Genomic DNA, 17,339 nt, shown 5'->3' on the forward strand with positions numbered 1-17,339 from the left:
ATCTGAACTCTCGCATTTCGCGAGTCTTCAAATTGTTCAACGCCAATCGTATGCAACTCGTGTTCCGGACCGGTGAACATCGACCGCAATCATCGCTCGGGCATGGACTCAGCACCTCGCATTCTTTTGACGGTCGCTACAAACATTCTTTCCTCCACTCAATCGGAACATTGTTTGCATCGGAACACAACTCGAATCAAGCAACCATTGCATCACCCAATCGATGCTCTGTGAAATCTAAACGCCAACCAATTCCAGTCATCAACGGAGATTGAAAATGTCCACCGCTACCGAAGAACGCATTCAATTGGTCGATCCAAGACAAGCGTATGCGAGACCGCCTTTCAAAGATCAAGAAGCGATGAAGATGCCGGGCAGCACCGAGAAAATGAAACCGCGACCTGATCACGGCGAAGAGAGCTATGAGGGCTCCGGCAAACTGAAAGGCCTGACCGCATTGATCACCGGTGCAGACAGTGGCATCGGTCGCGCCATTGCCATTTGCTACGCCCGAGAAGGTGCAAACATCGCGATCAACTACCTTTCCGAAGACACGGACGCGAAACAGACCGCTGAAGTGGCCAAGCAAGCGGGCGTGGACGTGTCCGTGATACGCGGCGACCTTCGCGAAGAATCGTTCTGCAACGAATTGGTGGAGCAGACTCGCCAGGAACACGGTGCGATTGACATTCTCGTGAACAACGCGGCTTACCAGGAAACGGGCAACGATGTCGATGAGTTTTCAACAGAATTGTTCGATCGAATTTTCAAAACGAACGTCTACGCGCCTTTCTGGCTCTCCCGTGCCGTGATGAAACACTTGCCACCGGGCGGGAGCATCATCAACACGGTTTCGATCCAGGGTTACGATCCGTCGCCGTATCTTCTGCCCTACGCGTCGACCAAGTCGGCCATGTTGGGAATGACCAAGGGTCTGGCAAAACTGGCGATGGACCATGGCGTGCGAGTCAACGCGGTCGCACCTGGCCCGGTTTGGACGCCACTGATTCCAGGATCGATGCCCAAAGAGAAGTTCGAGGAATTCGGTGCAGACAACCTGTTCGGTCGTCCTGCACAACCGATCGAGCTTGCACCGTTGTACGTTTGGTTGGCCAGCCCCGATGCCAGCTACGTGACCGGTGAAGTCTTCGGGTGCACCGGCGGTCGAACCCCCGTCTGATTCGGCCGATCCATCGAAACTCAACCGCAGAGTTCAACCTCCAAACCGCAAGGCAGGCTCACCCGTCCGGTGAGCCTGCCGTTCTTTTTACTTCGACGGATCGTGGCCCCAATTCTTCAGGCTGTAGCACCAATCAGTCTCTGAAACATCGCCATCGGGTTCTTGCGCAACATGCCGTTTGATGTATCCGCACACCTTCTGCATGTGATCCACTTGTTCGTCTGAAAGATCCGACTTGTTCGTGCGTTTGATCTCAATGATCTTGCGAGCCGATTGGCGACCAACGGACTCGTCATCGCCATCCTTGGTTTGCCCGACGGATTTGGACTCTTCGGTCTCCAACCAATCCTCAATCTCTTTGGGCTGCATGTTCACGAGGTCGTAAAACTCGTCATAAATCTCTTCTTGCTTTTCAGATAGGCTGGTAGCCATGGTCAAACCTTCCATTGATAGATGTATGTGGGGAACGCAAATCACGCCTTCCTCGCCTCAGCCGATTGAATCCGAAACTCAGCAGCCTGTTGATTTCCTCAGTCGGAACGCGAACGATTCTTCACTAGAAATCGTGGGCAGACGCCCATCGGCTGATCGCTCAATCTATGAAACTTGTTCAATCAACAGCCCGTCGTCGATTCAGTGCTCTGAAGGTTGGTTGGGTGTTTGCAAGGAAGCGTAGAAAGCTGCCAAATCGGAACGATCCCGCTTGGACAACTTGTCTGCGATAGGATGCATCAAGCGTGCCGTTCTTGCCCCACCGCGAGACCGCTTCTCAAAAAGTTCCAATTGTTGCTGCAGATACCACTTCGACTGCCCCGCCAAGTTGGGATAGTCATCACGACGGTTCTCCGCTTGCGGTCCGTGGCACTTTTGACAGGACGGGATCTTTCGACCGCGATCACCAACCGTCGCGAGTTCACGCCCTCGTTCAATGGCCGCTTGATCCGCCACATCGTCGTCAACTCGGGTTCGCACATCGTTCCAGGTCGCTTCGTGATAGTGTTTGGAAAGAGTATCAATCTCCTGATTCGTCAGATCGTGAGACACCGGCATCATCGCACCGCTGAATCGTTCGGATGAGCGGAATGCGAGCAATGATTGTCGAAGGTAGCCTTCCGCTTGCCCCGTCAATTGTGGCACCTGCTTGCCCGCTCGGCTGGCTCCATCCACACCATGGCAATCAATACAAGCTTGAAGGACAGGCAGTTTTGCAATCGCCGCCAAGTCGTCTTCTGTTCGTTCGGCGCGGAAGGTCTCACGATCCTCTTCCAAAGACTTCCGCAGATAAGCAACCACCGGCCAGACCTCGTCGCCTCGCGCCGGCACGGGCCACGCGGGCATGCCAGCGAACTTGATCCCGTGCTGAATGATGTAGTGCAATTCCCTCGGTTCTTTTTCCAACAGTGATCGATCCAACCGCGGCGGTGTCGGCGTCATTCCCCTGGCAACGGGAGGCTGTTCCTTCCCCGGCAAACCGTGACAGAAACGACAATTGGTTTGAAAAATTTCTTCCCCCAATCGCACATCCCTCAGTTCGCCGTCTTCGGGTGGCTGAGTCCCTCGAGAGTGAAAACTCACCGATCGGTCGCTCGCGAAATCCAGGAACCAACGCGTGATTTGCCAGTGACCGCTGCTGGCCTTCACCGGAACCACGCCGCTTATCAATACGACGGTGCCCAGGATGCCCAGAACGATACCTGCGAGCAATGCTCGCTTCCAAGTCAACAGCATGAGCCCGCACCATCGCCGTGCGTCGAAGGACGAAACCTAGAATCAATCATAAGGTGCACACCGATAGTGGTTTTGAAGCGCCGCGACCGAAAATCGCGACGAACGATTCTCGCCATCGCCCACCAGATCCTTGGTGAGCCACAGTCCACCTGCCAAGAAGGCGATCCCTCCAACCACCAGCATCACCGCCCCACCAAGATGTTGGTCCGTGATGGGATCCAGCCAAACGGAATGATGATGCGAATAGAGCAGCCTTGGCGAAAGTGTTAGCAACGCACCAAGCAAGGTCATGTGCATGGAAGTCAGCAACAAACCGATCACCCCCGCCCCGCTGCGAGATGGTGAACGTGGCGACGAACCTCCGAAGGCCGAGATCCAAACCCACACTCCCGCCGCCAAAAACATGGATTGCTCGATCACGAATCCCAACAATGAGTGGCGAGCGAAATGATGCAGCCCCGGTGCGTGCCACGCCCAAACGATCAACAGTTCACCCACCGAAGCTGGAATTGGCGAAAACAAACTCGGGACCTTTCCAACCGGGTCCAACCGTGTGCCGGATGCGGCGATCGCCAGCAACGGAGACGCAACCGCAACCACCGCCATATGCAAAGTCATGTGCGCCGCGAAAGAAACTTGCGCGAGTTCAGGCAACGGCCCCAACCATGCCAGTCCGAGCACAACCCAGCCGAGATTCCACATCCAAAGTTTCATCAGTCACAACTCCCCACCAAGAGGAAAACCAAGACGGTGAAGCAAGTCGCAACAAAGCTCAGCGATGACAACAAGAACGCGGTGAAGCCCAGGAAGTGTGTTCGGTCCGTGGGATCGTCAAAGTCATACGGTATCGGCGGATCGGCACGTCGAAAATTTCGATAGCTCAACCATCCCACCCAAACGATCGCGAAAATTGCAATTGCCGTAAAAATCCCGACGGCTACCTGCAACGGCACCAGGTCTCCGTCGCCGCCTTTCTCGCACCAAATCGCGACGGTGATGTAGCACGCCAAAAAATGAACGGCCCAAACCAATGGAGAAATCGCGATCCACCACAATCGTTTCTTCATCGGGCGTGGTCGCCCATCATCATGCAGGGGTACCGGTTGCTGGTTTGTGCTCTCATCCATCAGGCCACCCACGGAAAAAGTGCCAGCACCGATCCGGTGATCACGACGGTCAGCAGGAGGAAATGCCAAGCCAAGGTGACGTTGACGATATCCGCGTCGTGCTTGGCATCCATCTTTCCAAACAGGCGCCGCGCGATGCAGTAAACCAACATCGTGCCGCCAAGCACCAAATGCACCACCGTCCACAACACCAACACGCCGGTTGTTGAACTGTAGACGTGCACGGTCGGATCCATGCCATTGGAATACGGCCCCCAAACAAGTGCCGCACCGGACGCCATTGCTATCGCGACGGCCAACAGACTCGATGCATAAAACCCGATTGGTTGATCGCGGCGATTCAGACGACGAGCCATCACGACCAAGCACCATGCGACGACTGCCAGGCCGACGGACACCAACGGCCAGAATGTTCCGGCACCGACAACCGGCTCGCCATTCCACTGCGTCGGCGGGAAGTCTTCGTGAACGGTCCAGTAAAAGAAGTATCCAAAGACCAGCGAAATAAATGCGGTCATGTCGCCCAGCATCGTAATAAACATCGCCCACCAACCCACCGCCGCAGGCCCCGATACATACAGCGGCAACGATTGGCCCAAGCCAACTGGTTTGGTTTCCTTTTCAGGGATCTCAGCAGTTCCGGTCCACAACCAAGTCACAATGGTCCCGAACGAAAGCACACTGCAACAACCGGCCGGGATCCACCAGTGATAGGTCGAGAAGATGAACACTCCACCGGTGAACACCGCTGCCCAAAAAGGCAAGAACGATGGCCCGGGAACACGCAAACAATGCATCAATTCCGCATCGACCGCACTGGTCACCAACGTTTCCCGCCGTCCTTCCTCCGCATCGGCCAGATAGAACTTGCCGGCATCAATATCGGCCAACAAATTCTCCTGCTCCCACAACGGGTACCGCGACTCGATGATTGGAATCGAGCGAATTCCCCAGGGCAGATCCGGGACTTCACCGCTCCACTCCAGCGTCCCTGCGTTCCAGATGTTTCGAGGTACGAAAGGTTGTTTCCCCTTGGGACGAAACACATCCCAAAGCAAAACCAGGAATCCGGCTCCCAAACCAAACGCGCCGATCGATGAAATCAGATTGGGCAGCTCGAATCCCATTCCGCCGGGGAAGGTGTAGACGCGGCGAGGCATCCCCATCAAACCCGCGATGTGCATCGGAAAGAACGCAACGTTGAAACCGATCAACATCAACCAAAACGTGATGTTGCCCAACCGTTCGGAAAGTCGTTTCCCGGTTACAAACGGGTAGTAGTAATAGAATCCGGCGACAATCGGAAAGATCGTTCCGCCGATCAACACGTAGTGCAAGTGGCCGACGATGAAGTACGTGTCATGGGCTTGATAGTCAAACGGAGCGATCGCGACCATCACGCCGGTCAGCCCACCAATGATGAACGTCGCCAACCCGGCCAGCACGAACTTGAGACAAGCATTGCGTTGAACACGCCCAACCAACAGCGTTGCAATGAAGCAAAAGATCTGCACACCGGTGGGGATCGCCACGGCTTCGGACGCAGCGGAAAAGATCCCGATCGAAATCCCCGGCAAACCGGTCGTGAACATGTGGTGCACCCACAATCCAAAACTGAGGAACCCCGTCCCCACGGCCGCCAAAATGATCCAACCGTATCCAGCCATCGGTGTGCGAGCGAACGTCGGAACCATCATCGCAATCAATGCGATGGAAGGCAGAAAAACGATGTAGACCTCGGGGTGCCCGAAGATCCAAAACAAGTGCTGCCACAACATCGGATCCCCGCCCCGCTCGACATCAAAGAACGGCCAATCCATCGCCCGCTCCAGTTCCATCAGCAAATCGCCAGCGATCAATGGCGGAAAGGCGAACAGAATCATCACCGCCACCACCAGGATGTACCAAGCGTAGAGCGGAATCAGATTCAATCGCATGCCTGGTGGTCGGCACTTCAAGACGCCGACAATCAACTCCACCGCCGCCGCGATGGACGCGATTTCAATGAACGACAATCCCAACAACCAAATGTCGGGCCCAATGCCGTCTTGGTACTCCGTTGTCATCGGTGGATACATGAACCAGCCGCCGCGAGGTCCAACGCCAAAGAACAAAGAACCGCAAACGAAGACGCCGCCAATCAGAAAGCACCAATACCCGTACGCAGACAACCTCGGAAATGGAAGATCACGTGCTCCCAACATCTGGGGAAGCAACATGATCGAGATTGCTTCTAAGATTGGCACCGCAAACAAAAACATCATCACGCTGCCGTGCATGGTGAAGATCTGGTTGTACTGGTCCGGCGTCAGCCAATCGTTGTCCGGCAACGCTAACTGAACACGCATGATCAGCGCCAACACGCCACCAAACAAAAAGAACCCAAACGCGGTGAGCGTGTACCACAGCCCAACTTCGCTGTTGTTGACCGCCGACCAATAACGCCAACCTTTGGGTGTCTCCCATGCTTTCAACAATCGATCCGCTCTCGGGTCGTTCACTTCAATTCCCCCAAGTACCGAACCAAAGATCGCAGTTCGTCATCGGCAAACGCTTCGAACGCAGGCATCTCCACGCCAGGTTTGACGCGATGGGTTTCCTTGATCCACCGAGTCAAATTGTCCGCGTTGTTTGGCAGCACCGACGCACCAATGCTCCGGCGACTTCCAAAGTGCGTCAGGTCAGGTCCGACAACCCCATCTGCGGATGTCCCACGAATCGCATGACAGGCACCACAACCGGCGGCTTCGAAGACTTCCCGTCCGGCCTCTGCTACATCAGACCCCGACACCGCGGGCAATGCCTGTTGGTGTAGCCATGCGTCGAATTCCTCACGCGACTGAACGATCACATCAAACGCCATCTGAGTATGGGCTTCACCACAATATTCAGCGCATACACCGCGAAAAACGCCGACTCGTGTTGGATGCAACTTCAACCGATTTTCGCGACCTGGCATCATGTCGACCTTGCCTCCGAGCGAAGGAATCCAAAACGCATGGATCACGTCTTCGCTTTTGAGTTTGAATTCAACCGGTTCGTTCACCGGCAAGTGAATTTCGTTGGCCGTTTCAATTTTTTTCCCGTCGGGCATCCGGTAGTTGACTCGCCACCACCATCGAACCCCTGAAACCTCGACTACTTGGCTGCCTTCGGGTGCCGGACGTTGAAGTTCAGGCAACATCGCCAATCCATACGTCAACAACGCCGTCAGAACGATGGTTGGGAAAACCGCTCCGCCGCCGATCACCAGCATTCTTGTTTTTTTCTGGTCGTGTTCGCCGGGAACCACCATCGCGTAGACCGCCAAACCAACCACGATCAGCCAGATCAAAGTTCCGCCGATCAACATCACCCAAAACAACTCCGCAATTGATTCGGCGCCGACACCGGCGTGATCGAGAGCGGACTGAGATTGAGCGAAGGTCATAGACTTGGTCGGTTTAGGCTCAGTTGGATTGCAATTCGTCCGTTCACGAGCATCCGTTTGGCAGAACGGATGCCTTACCGGACTGCGGCATTCCGCAGCAATCTGCATGCCAGCAGGCAAACTCCAAGACCGTTCGGCTTGCCGATCCGACGGGTGCAAGCTGGCATCGGGCACACGTTTTGCTCGACCATCGCCGCATGTTAGACAGCCTCGACATCACACAACTGCAGACGATTGCCACCGCTGGTGGCTTGGGTGCGCTGCTTGGAATTGAACGCGAGTTCGCTCGCAAACCCGCTGGTATCCGAACGCACATTTTTGTGTGTGCCGGAGCATCCATGATGATGCTTCTGGCTCAGGAAGCGGTGAACCATTTCCAAGAATTGGAGCCCGATTCGATGCTCAGCGCCGACCCAATTCGCGTGCTTCAAGCGATCGTGGTGGGCATCAGCTTCTTAGGTGCCGGCACGATCGTGCACCAGAAAGGAGAACAGGTGGAAGGACTGACAACCGCTGCGAGCATCTTCTTGACCGCAGGCATTGGCGTTGCCACCGCAGTCGAGCGAGTGGCACTCGCTACCAGCGTTGCGGTGGCAGCCGTCTTCGTGCTGTTGGTCGTAGGATACGTGGAGAGTCGCATTGCACGCTGGGTGCATCGCAAGTGTGAATCAAACTTAAAGAACGATCAAAACGACGCTTCCTCGAATCGTTGTTAGTTCGCGAGCTCTTTCGTCACCATGTCATCCAACCGATGTGGAACCACGTCGCCCACGATGTTGCTGGATCAAACGGTAAATCCAAATTGCCAACATCACTGCGATGACTCCTGAACTCACCCAACTGAGCGGACCAGCCAGATCGCCGTAGTTCTTCCCCAGCCACAAACCAATCACCGCCAAAAGCGTCGTCCAAGCGACCGTTCCAACAGCCGTGTAAGCAGAAAACTTCATTGGCGGCATCTCCGCGAAACCTGCTGGAACACTGATGAGCGTTCGAAGCCCAGGTATCAGCCGGCACAAAAGAACCGCTGCGGCTCCCCACTGCTCGAACCAGCGATCGACTTGATCGATATCCTTGCGCGTGATGGTCAACCAGGCTCCGTGTTTGTCCAACCACGTTGCCAGTCGTTCCTTCCCGATTCGCCGAGCAACCCAGTACCACGCCCAGGCTCCAGCAAACGATCCAATGCTCCCCGAGACAACAACCGCGACGAAAGAAGATTGCCCCTGGCTGACTGAGTAGCCAGCCCATGGCATCACCAATTCGGACGGAATTGGCGGGAACACGTTTTCCAACAGCATCAGCATTCCTACGCCGAATGCATCAAACTGCTCCAAAATCGTCTCGATCCACTGATCCATAACTGATCAAAAGCTAACAAGTTTGGTCGGTTCAAAAACAGATTCGTCGACCATCCGAGAATCGTTCATGCAACCAACGACTGGTCGCAATCATCTTCAGAGTGACACTCAAACGAGTGACAGAGATCGGCTTCGGCAGAAAGTACACACCGACATACCGCCGAGCTTTGCGAGCGATCGCTTTGCTTCCCAGTGTGCTCGTCACAATCACGGGCATCGTCGCAACTCGTTGGTCTTTCGATCGCCGCATGGCGTCGACCAAATCAAAGCCGCTCCAATTTGGCATCTCAATATCGGTGATCACTGCGTCAATGGTTTGTTTGGATAGTAGCCTAAAAGCCTCGCGACCATCCGCCGCCTGAACACTTTCCACTTGAAGGTTACGCAGAACCCGAGAAATGATCGTTCGCATCACCGCCACGTCATCGACGACGAGGACATTTCTCATACCGATTGCCGGCAACGGCAATTCGTGGGCGACCTGCACATTCAATTCAACCATCGTCAGAGTCCTTTTTTCGATGATTGATCAATAGAGCCGAGCAGTCGTACTCTAGAATGCCGCCGGTCAATTGGATTGGCGGTGACAACTGCTCAGCAAGTTCGCTGGCCGTTAAACCCAACGTGCCAAAGTTGGCCGTTTCAATCGTGGATGCGGATGCGCCATAAGCAACGTGTTCAATACCAGCCAATCCGATTGCGGCCAGGCACATCGGACACGGTTCACCAGTCGAGACGAGCCACAATCCTGATAGATCCGGGTCACCCAGCTTTTTGGCCGCCTTGCCGATGGCCATCACCTCCGCGTGCGCGGTCGGATCACAACGTGAGACCACTTGGTTGTGAGCCACTGCGATCTGCTTCCCGCTGTCGGTGAAGACCCCCGCGCCAAAAGGATGCTCCCCCATCGCCACACCTTCAATCGTCATCGTCACAACGGACTTCATCCACTGGCGAAGCATTTCGCTACTGACTGCCGAGGATGAAGACATAGATCTGGACCGGTGTGGGGATTGAAAGACGATTTAGATACATCGCAAGTAGCGTGCCGCAACCGATGCGAAGATCCGAAGCAAAAGCCATTCACGCATATTCAGAGCAACACCAAACCGGCAATGACGGCCAACCACATTTTTTGGCCGGTCACTCACATTGGCACGCCAAACCTTGCCGTTCCGGATGCTGTTGCGTGGCTCTGAGGCGAACCCACGGCCTGATGGCGAACGTGATCTGGTCCGCAATCAACCGCATCGGAACAAATCAACTCAAAGCCATCGGAGCAGTGCGACAACCAAGTTCGCACTCCCCAACGGGGCAGCCCTATGACAGCCAGGGGCAACACCCTGGGTTTCGGCTTGAACGCCGAAACGATTGCCTAACAGGCTGTTGATTTATTGAGCCGCACCGCGTTAGCGGCGGTTGATCAGACGCCAACCGGGGCTAACGCCCAACGGCTAATGATTGTCATTCGGTATGCGACTAAATCAACAGCCTGCTAATCGCCAAGCCATTACTTCGTGGGATCATTCGCGGGCAATGGTTCGTGCTTGGTCGGTGTGATTCCGCCTGGATGCTCGACGTAAATCTTCTCACCGCAATTGGGACACGCGGGAACACGGTCGTCCACCTGCTTCCCGCACTTGGGACACGGGGTGTGGTTCAAAGGAGCGGTGTCTTGCTTGGGCTCGTTCATCGTGATGATCCGTTTGAAGTTCGATCGAATTTGAAGGGCAACATTCCAAATGACATCGGAACCTTGCTGGTTGGTGAGTCACGGAAGAATGCATCGGATAGAGAGCTCTTCCGTTGAGGGATGACCCGCAATCGGCGAGCCAATCTTAACGATCAGGGTTTTGGCCCGGCGTTTGCTTCCACATTTATCACGACGCAGCAACGCGTTCATTGACGCTCCTATTCATTCAAAGAACTTCGCACGAACCAGCAGGACTTCCCGTGAGCCAAAAATTTCAAGTCAACCAGTATGTCGAGTGGAACTATGGCGGTGGAACGGCCAAGGGGCAAATCAAAGAGTCCTACAAAGAGAAAGTTACCAAGACCATCAAAGGCAACGACGTGACGCGGAACGCCAGTGATGACGAGCCCGCCTATTACATCGAGCAAGAAGACGGTGACCACGTGCTGAAGAGTGAAAGCGAACTGAAGGACGCATAGTGGCATCGGCTTCCAACCTGTGTTCCACGCAGTCGTAACTATCCAAGAGTCTTAACAACGCAATCCCATGAACCGCAAAGCAATCATTACCGGCGGAAGCACTGGCATCGGTCGCGCGACCGCGGTAGCCCTCGCTCGATCAGGGCACGATGTCGCGATCACTTACGCACACGGTGAGGACGACGCCAAACGCACATCTGAAATGGTGCAGGCCGAGGGACGTGCATGTGTGATCAAACACCTGGACTTGTCCAACCCTGAAACCGCGAATCCGGTCGTCGACGAAATGGTTGACGAACTGGGCGGACTCGATGTGTTTGTCAACAACGCCGGGATGATGGTCAATCAAACAATGCCCAACCTGGACGTTGAAACCGCTCAGCGCATTTTCAACGTCAACACCATCGGTGCGACGTTGGCAATTCAACGGGCGGTTCATCACATGCTTCCCGGCGGTTTGGATGGCGAGCCGAAATCCACTCCCGGACGAATCATCGTCGTAACGAGTGCTCATGAAGCAATCGCTAGCCCCGTCGACACGCTTTACACGATGACCAAACACGCACTGGGCGGGTTGGTGAAGTGTTTGGCATTGGATCTGACGCCGCTCAACATCACCGTCAATTCCGTCGCACCCGGCGAAATTGCCACTCCGATGAACGACATGGATCCCGATGACGCCAAAAGCTCTCCGCGAGAGGCCATCCCGGTTCGCCGGGTCGGTCATCCCGATGAAGTCGCCGCCGTCATCAACTTCCTTGCCGGTGAGCAAGCGGGATTTGTCACTGGGGCACGATGGCCGATTGACGGTGGCTTTGAAGCCGCCACGCCTCTCGCAGCCAGTGCATTCCGAGAGGACTACTTGGCTCAGTAGCCCACCACCCGAGCCTTTTCACTATCCACGGCAGTCACTGCCATCACGAAAACCAACGAGTTTAAACAATGTCCACTACAACCAAGACCCAATTCAAGCGTGACATCCTTCAAGACGAGACCAACGCGGAAGTCACCGCATTGTTGCAAGACAATCTGACCAACCTGATCGATCTGGCATTGCTGATGAAGCAAGCCCACTGGAACGTGGTCGGGCCGAACTTCCGCAGCATTCACCTGCAACTTGACGAGATCATCGAAACCGTTCGAGCGGGCAGTGATGAAGTCGCGGAACGGATTGTCACGCTGGGAATCCCAGCCGATGGTCGCGTCTCCACGGTCGCCGCAGAAAGCAGCGTCGATGCTTACCCCGCGGGATTTGTGAAGGTTTCCGAAACCATTTCGCGGGTCGCGGACGCATTGAAACAAGTCATTGATTCACTCCGTTCGGCGATCGAGAAACTCGGCGATCTCGACGCAATCAGCGAAGACATGCTGATCGCACTCTCGGGCGAACTCGAGAAGCATCTGTGGATGTTGCAGGCTCAAGAAGTCTGATCGCAAAAACAGACACCATCGCCGGGCTTCCCCGGCCGTCCGGTCCGTGTGCAAAGACCTTGTCAATTGAACACGGCATAAGCACGCAGGACATTTCCCTACACTCACTCAAAGAGCTTACACATGTTGATTCCTATCATTGGCTGGATCATTTTCGGTTTGATCGTCGGTGCCCTTGCACGACTGATCTATCCCGGACGACAGAACCTTGGCATCGTCAAAACAATTTTGCTGGGCGTTGTCGGTTCATTCGTCGGCGGTTTTCTCGCGTTCCTGTTGTTTGGCGGATCGGCGATGCAAGCCTCCGGATGGATCGGTTCGATCATCGGCGCCGTCGCGGTGCTCGCGATCGCGACACGTTGGAACCGCAGCCCTCAACAAACCATGACTCACTGATCGACCGTCACCGGCTGGTTCACGATCGTCATCACCAATCGGCGAGAGGTCTTCCCTCTCGCCTTTTTTCGTATCGACGGATTTTCGTTCGCGTTGGCCTCTGATTTGCGACCTTTGCGTATCGTTTCCGAATACTCTCAACGAAAGAAGGACGATGAATACTCACGAAAAGCTAATCGAACTTGTCCAAGATTTTGACACCGCGATGCTCATCACAAAAACAGATGACGGCGGTCTGGACGCTCGCCCCATGGCAATCGCGGAAGCAACGGACGACGGCCAATTGTGGTTCGTCACCAATCGAAACTCTGGCAAAATTGCGGAGCTGATGCTGGACCGCGATGTGGCGGTGACGATGCAAGGGTCCAACAAGTTCGTCACGCTGTCCGGTCAGTGCCGTGTCACCGATGACCGAGCCAAGCTGGAACAGCTCTGGAAAGAAGCGTGGAAGGTTTGGTTCCCGGAAGGCAAGAACGATCCGAACATCACTTTGCTTCGCGTTGAGCCCGAACGCGGTGAGTACTGGGACAACAGCGGATTCACCGGCATCAACTATCTGCTGCGTGCGGGCAAAGCTTATGTCCAAGGCGAACGGGCCGAGACCGACGAAAACATCAATGCAAGCGTTTCGCTCTGAGGCTAGCGTCAACGAGCCAAACCGAGAGTTCATTCCAAAGAGCACGATGATTATTCATTGTGCTCTTTTTGTATGATACATCCCTTCGAAGACAAACGACGCTGAGACTACCACTCCCCGACCACAATTCTTGACGAAATGGGTCAGCCCCAATGCCCCTCTCGAAACCGCGAAACGGGAACCGTTTGATGGGTGAATCAACGACCAACCATCCCGACTTCTCCGATGTGCACATGACCCGTCGTGGATTTGTGAAGGGCACAGTCGCCGTGGGAGCGTCAGCGATGGCCGAGTCCGTGACCGCGGCACCGAGTCCCAAAAAAGATCCTATTCCCATCATCGACTGTCACATCCATCTCTTTGACGGATCGCGTCCTCAGGGGGCTCCGTACGTTGGTCCAGGAGGTGATTCCCCGACCACCGCCCTGCCGGCTGACTATCGCAAACTTGCCGTTCCGCTCGGAATCACAGGTGCAATCAAGGTCGAAGCCAGCCCGTGGGTGGAAGACAACCTGTGGGCACTGCAAGTCATGCAGCCCGATGACATGATGCTCGGGCTGGTCGGCAATCTGCGGCCGGAGAAACCGGACTTCGCAGAACTGCTCGTTCGGCACGCGAAGAATCCTTTGTTTCGAGGCATCCGTTACGGATCCCTGTGGGGATACGATTTGCCACGGATGGTTGAGGACGATGTGTTTCTGAAGGGAATGCGGTTGATGACGGACTTGGATTTGTCCCTGGATGTTGCCAACCCGTCCGTGCGGTTGATGGAAGCCGTCGTGAGGCTCAATCAAAAGCTGCCCGACCTACGCATCATCATCGATCACTTACCGCGTTTGGAACGTACCGTGGCGAACCAAACGACTTACGGCAACGTTCTGAAAGACCTGCACGATCGAACGAACGTCTACGTCAAACTCTCGGGCGTGATTCATCACATCGCGGGCAAGATCGTCAAGGACTTGGAGATTCATCGCCCGAACTTGGATCGACTGATCGAGATCTTTGGAGACGATCGCATTCTCTTTGGCAGCGATTGGCCCAATAGCGATCGAGCGGCTCCGTTGGATGAAGTCGTGGGCATCGCGAAGGAATACTTCGCTGACAAACCACGTGAGCTCCAGGAAAAGTACTTCTGGAAGAACTCCCTGGCCGCGTACAAGTGGAAGCCGCGCGAAGACCAACAGGAACGCTGAGCGATCCTTTTGCCGATTGGCCTGTGACCAAGCCAAACATTTTGAAATCAGATTGGACGCTGGTATGCGTCAACCAGATCGTGTGACAAGCAGGTCGGCAAGCATGATCGGCCAAAACCAGGTGAGCCGCCCTTGCGTTCGCTCCGGTTGTAAGTGGGAAAGCGGCATTTGCCATCGCAGTTCAAATGCTGGAAGACACCAGCCGACCTGCTTAGCAACGCGTGAACAACAAGTGACGATGTTAGCGGTGTGGCGCAAGCCGCCCGGTGAGGAACCGGAGGGCTCGCGCCCTTCCGCTACGTCATTTGTTGTTCACGTGGTCCTTAGCAAAGCCTTATCCAAGGAAGAACATCTGCTTTGCCTTCTTGGCTAACATGCTTGGGGTCGATCGCTGACCACTTCCCCGTTCTTTGTCCACAAACCTGTCGACCATCTCGTATGAAGACGACTGCCTGTCTGCTGTTTGCCCTCCTGACCATGTCGAACATCGCTCACAGCGATTGGAAGTTGTACGTCGCCTCCGGTGCGGTTGCCGGTGGTGACGGAAGTGAGAGCCGCCCGTTTCGATCCCTGACGGAAGCTCGTGACGAAATCCGCCGGCGTCGGCTGGACCATGCCGATGAAGCCGCTCGAGTCATTGTGGGAGACGGCCGCTATGAAATCACTCAGCCGCTGACTTTCGAATTCGGTGATGGCAATGTGATCTACGAAGCCGCAGCAGGGACTTCTCCAGTCATCTCAGGAGGTCGCCGCATCACGTCCCAGTGGACCGAGGGCGAAGGAGGGATTTGGACGACGCAACTCCCACCGGAATGGCGGTTCGAACAGATGTGGGTCAACGAGAAACGCGCAGCGAGAGCACGCGAACCCGACGCCTTCTTTCACTACATCGTGAGTTGCCAGGAACAATTGATCGACGACGGGAAACGCGCCCAGCAAACAATGACAGTGCGTCCAGAAGATGTCGCCAGCTTGGAAGGCCTGAGTTCCGAAGAGATTCGCCAAGTCCAAATCCTGGCGTTTCACAAATGGGACACCACTCGCCGTTTTCTCGACCGTGCCGATGTGAAGCAGGGTCAGTTGGTCATCTCGGGGCAAAAGATGAAAAGCTGGAACCCTTTGACCCGTCACACGGGATATCTCCTCGAGAATTATGCCGCTGCACTCGACGAGCCAGGGGAATTCTACTTGGCACCGGGAGGACAGCTCAGCTACCTACCTCGTGACGGTGAATCGATGGACGACGCTGACTTCACCATTCCCGTCTGCGACAAGTTGGTTGTGATCCGAGGAGACTCGGGGAACGATCAGTTTGTTGATGGTCTCGAATTTCGTGGCATCGCGTTTCGTCATTGCGGGATGCTCACCCCGCGGGCTGGCTTTGATCCATCGCAGGCGGCCTCTCCGATTGAAGCTGCAGTGCAAATCGACGGAACTAAGAACGTCGTTTTCGATCACTGCGAGGTCGGCTACACCGGTGGTTATGGGATTTGGTTCCGCAAAGGTTGCTCGGTTGGCGTTCTCAGACACAGCTTCGTGCACGACCTGGGCGCAGGTGGAGTGCGCGTCGGTGAAACGAGAATCGCGTCCAATGAATTGGAACGGACCCACGACATCGCGGTTGACAACAACATCGTCTACGACGCCGGGCATCTGTTTCCATGTGCGGTGGGAGTTTGGATTGGCAACAGTGCTGACAACGCGGTGACACACAACGAAATCGCCGACATGTACTACACCGGGATCTCGGTGGGTTGGCGTTGGGGTTACGGTCAAAGCTTGGCAACTGGCAATCGAATCGAAAACAACCACATACACCATCTCGGCAAAGGCTGGCTCAGTGACATGGGCGGCATCTACACGCTGGGGCAGTCGCCGGGCACTGTGCTCCGAGGAAACCGAATCCACGACATCGAGTCATGGGGATACGGGGGATGGGGGCTGTACAATGACGAAGGCAGCACCGGCATTTTGCTAGAAAACAATCTTGTCTATCGCACCAAATCTGGAGGGTATCACCAACACTACGGTCGTGAAAATGTGATCCGCAACAATGTCTTTGCTTTCGGACGTGAGTATCAGATTCGGCGTAGTCGAGTTGAAAAGCATCTTTCGTTCACATACCAGCAGAACATCGTTCTATGGGACTCAGAGAAACTGTTTCATGGCAACTGGGGTGACGATGGCGTTGAAATTGGTGGCAACGTCTATTGGCGGATGGGAAAACCGGTCGACTTGGGCAACGCCGACACGAGCGGACGTTCGCTCATTGCTGATCCGCTGTTCGTGGATCCATTGAACGACGACTTCCGATTTGCGGATACGTCGGTCGCGAAGAAGATCGGCTTCCAACCATTCGACGTTTCAAAAGCAGGCGTCTATGGTGACGCAGCCTGGAAAGAACAAGCCAAGATGCTTCCGATGCCGACGATGCGTCAGGCTCCCGATCCGCCGCCACTCGCATTTTGAAAAGAGTTTACGAATGGCGAGCTCCCAGTTTGGGCATCCGTTTTCGTCACTCCAAAACTCGGTGAGATCCAGGTGATTGAGTCACCGGTTGCTGAAAGTGAGAACAGGGTTTTGCAGTTCACTGACACTCTCGGCAAAAGCGGCGCTACCATCCAATGCGAGCGTTCAGCCGAATACACAGCGAAGGCACGACGAGTTGCAAATTCGCGATT

19 protein-coding genes are annotated in these 17,339 nt (G+C 55.1%); 9 read left to right on the plus strand and 10 right to left on the minus strand.

What is annotated here, in order from left to right:
* Window positions 1-277 precede the first annotated feature (277 nt).
* Window positions 278-1,180: an SDR family oxidoreductase gene (locus RB_RS08715; RefSeq protein ID WP_164921744.1), complete on the plus strand. Its 903-nt coding sequence runs from the start codon at window positions 278-280 to the stop codon at window positions 1,178-1,180.
* 87 nt (window positions 1,181-1,267) lie between these two features.
* Here the strand turns inward: RB_RS08715 and RB_RS08720 are convergent, their stop codons facing one another.
* The 6 genes from RB_RS08720 to coxB all read right to left on the minus strand — a co-directional run bounded on the left by RB_RS08720 (window position 1,268) and on the right by coxB (window position 7,465).
* Window positions 1,268-1,612, minus strand: coding sequence for a DUF3140 domain-containing protein (locus tag RB_RS08720; RefSeq protein WP_231846330.1), 345 nt, complete (start codon window positions 1,610-1,612; stop codon window positions 1,268-1,270).
* 201 nt (window positions 1,613-1,813) lie between these two features.
* Window positions 1,814-2,908, minus strand: a complete 1,095-nt coding sequence (locus RB_RS08725) for a c-type cytochrome (protein WP_011119892.1) — start codon at window positions 2,906-2,908, stop codon at window positions 1,814-1,816.
* Between the two features lie 42 nt (window positions 2,909-2,950).
* Entirely contained in the window at window positions 2,951-3,622 is a 672-nt protein-coding gene (locus tag RB_RS08730; RefSeq protein WP_011119893.1) for a cytochrome c oxidase assembly protein, read from the minus strand.
* Window positions 3,622-3,975 carry a transmembrane prediction gene (locus tag RB_RS08735; RefSeq protein WP_164921745.1) on the minus strand — a complete coding sequence of 118 codons (354 nt, stop codon included), beginning with the start codon at window positions 3,973-3,975 and terminating at the stop codon, window positions 3,622-3,624. Before RB_RS08735 ends, RB_RS08730 begins: the two co-directional genes overlap by 1 nt.
* A 59-nt stretch (window positions 3,976-4,034) precedes the next feature.
* Window positions 4,035-6,536: a cytochrome c oxidase subunit I gene (ctaD, locus tag RB_RS08740; protein WP_011119895.1), complete on the minus strand. Its 2,502-nt coding sequence runs from the start codon at window positions 6,534-6,536 to the stop codon at window positions 4,035-4,037.
* Window positions 6,533-7,465, minus strand: a complete 933-nt coding sequence (coxB, locus tag RB_RS08745; protein ID WP_164921746.1) for a cytochrome c oxidase subunit II — start codon at window positions 7,463-7,465, stop codon at window positions 6,533-6,535. Before coxB ends, ctaD begins: the two co-directional genes overlap by 4 nt.
* Before the next feature lie 197 nt (window positions 7,466-7,662).
* Between coxB and RB_RS08750 the strand changes: the two genes are divergently transcribed.
* Window positions 7,663-8,181, plus strand: a complete 519-nt coding sequence (locus RB_RS08750; protein ID WP_164921747.1) for an MgtC/SapB family protein — start codon at window positions 7,663-7,665, stop codon at window positions 8,179-8,181.
* A gap of 24 nt (window positions 8,182-8,205) precedes the next feature.
* On the opposite strand, the gene RB_RS08755 is transcribed toward RB_RS08750, so the two are convergent.
* The 4 genes from RB_RS08755 to RB_RS08775 form a co-directional block, all read right to left on the minus strand.
* Window positions 8,206-8,826, minus strand: a complete 621-nt coding sequence (locus RB_RS08755) for a DedA family protein (RefSeq protein WP_011119898.1) — start codon at window positions 8,824-8,826, stop codon at window positions 8,206-8,208.
* Between the two features lie 31 nt (window positions 8,827-8,857).
* The gene (locus tag RB_RS08760) at window positions 8,858-9,328 is read right to left on the minus strand and encodes a response regulator (RefSeq protein WP_007331011.1); all 471 of its coding nucleotides are present in this window, start codon (window positions 9,326-9,328) and stop codon (window positions 8,858-8,860) included.
* Window positions 9,321-9,788 carry a nucleoside deaminase gene (locus tag RB_RS08765; protein ID WP_164922788.1) on the minus strand — a complete coding sequence of 156 codons (468 nt, stop codon included), beginning with the start codon at window positions 9,786-9,788 and terminating at the stop codon, window positions 9,321-9,323. The genes RB_RS08760 and RB_RS08765 overlap by 8 nt, the downstream gene beginning before the upstream one ends.
* Before the next feature lie 548 nt (window positions 9,789-10,336).
* Window positions 10,337-10,519, minus strand: a complete 183-nt coding sequence (locus RB_RS08775; protein ID WP_007331008.1) for a zinc ribbon domain-containing protein — start codon at window positions 10,517-10,519, stop codon at window positions 10,337-10,339.
* A 260-nt stretch (window positions 10,520-10,779) separates the two neighbouring features.
* Here RB_RS08775 and RB_RS08780 point away from each other — a divergent pair, with 260 nt between their 5' ends.
* The 7 genes from RB_RS08780 to RB_RS08815 all read left to right on the plus strand — a co-directional run bounded on the left by RB_RS08780 (window position 10,780) and on the right by RB_RS08815 (window position 17,127).
* On the plus strand, window positions 10,780-10,998 hold the full coding sequence (locus RB_RS08780) for a hypervirulence associated TUDOR domain-containing protein (RefSeq protein ID WP_007335899.1): 219 nt from the start codon (window positions 10,780-10,782) through the stop codon (window positions 10,996-10,998).
* Window positions 10,999-11,065: 67 nt separating this feature from the next.
* Entirely contained in the window at window positions 11,066-11,872 is an 807-nt protein-coding gene (locus tag RB_RS08785) for an SDR family oxidoreductase (protein ID WP_011119904.1), read from the plus strand.
* 68 nt (window positions 11,873-11,940) lie between these two features.
* On the plus strand, window positions 11,941-12,429 hold the full coding sequence (gene dps / locus RB_RS08790) for a DNA starvation/stationary phase protection protein Dps (protein ID WP_007326579.1): 489 nt from the start codon (window positions 11,941-11,943) through the stop codon (window positions 12,427-12,429).
* A 123-nt stretch (window positions 12,430-12,552) separates the two neighbouring features.
* Entirely contained in the window at window positions 12,553-12,825 is a 273-nt protein-coding gene (locus tag RB_RS08795; RefSeq protein WP_011119905.1) for a GlsB/YeaQ/YmgE family stress response membrane protein, read from the plus strand.
* 154 nt (window positions 12,826-12,979) lie between these two features.
* Window positions 12,980-13,462: a pyridoxamine 5'-phosphate oxidase family protein gene (locus RB_RS08800; protein WP_011119906.1), complete on the plus strand. Its 483-nt coding sequence runs from the start codon at window positions 12,980-12,982 to the stop codon at window positions 13,460-13,462.
* A 152-nt stretch (window positions 13,463-13,614) separates the two neighbouring features.
* Complete coding sequence (locus RB_RS08805) at window positions 13,615-14,658, plus strand: amidohydrolase family protein (protein WP_011119907.1); 1,044 nt, start codon at window positions 13,615-13,617, stop codon at window positions 14,656-14,658.
* A gap of 438 nt (window positions 14,659-15,096) precedes the next feature.
* Complete coding sequence (locus RB_RS08815; protein ID WP_231846332.1) at window positions 15,097-17,127, plus strand: right-handed parallel beta-helix repeat-containing protein; 2,031 nt, start codon at window positions 15,097-15,099, stop codon at window positions 17,125-17,127.
* Window positions 17,128-17,339: the final 212 nt, after the last annotated feature.

Origin of the sequence: Rhodopirellula baltica SH 1 (genome assembly GCF_000196115.1) — a bacterium.
Taxonomy (GTDB): Bacteria; Planctomycetota; Planctomycetia; order Pirellulales; family Pirellulaceae; genus Rhodopirellula; species Rhodopirellula baltica.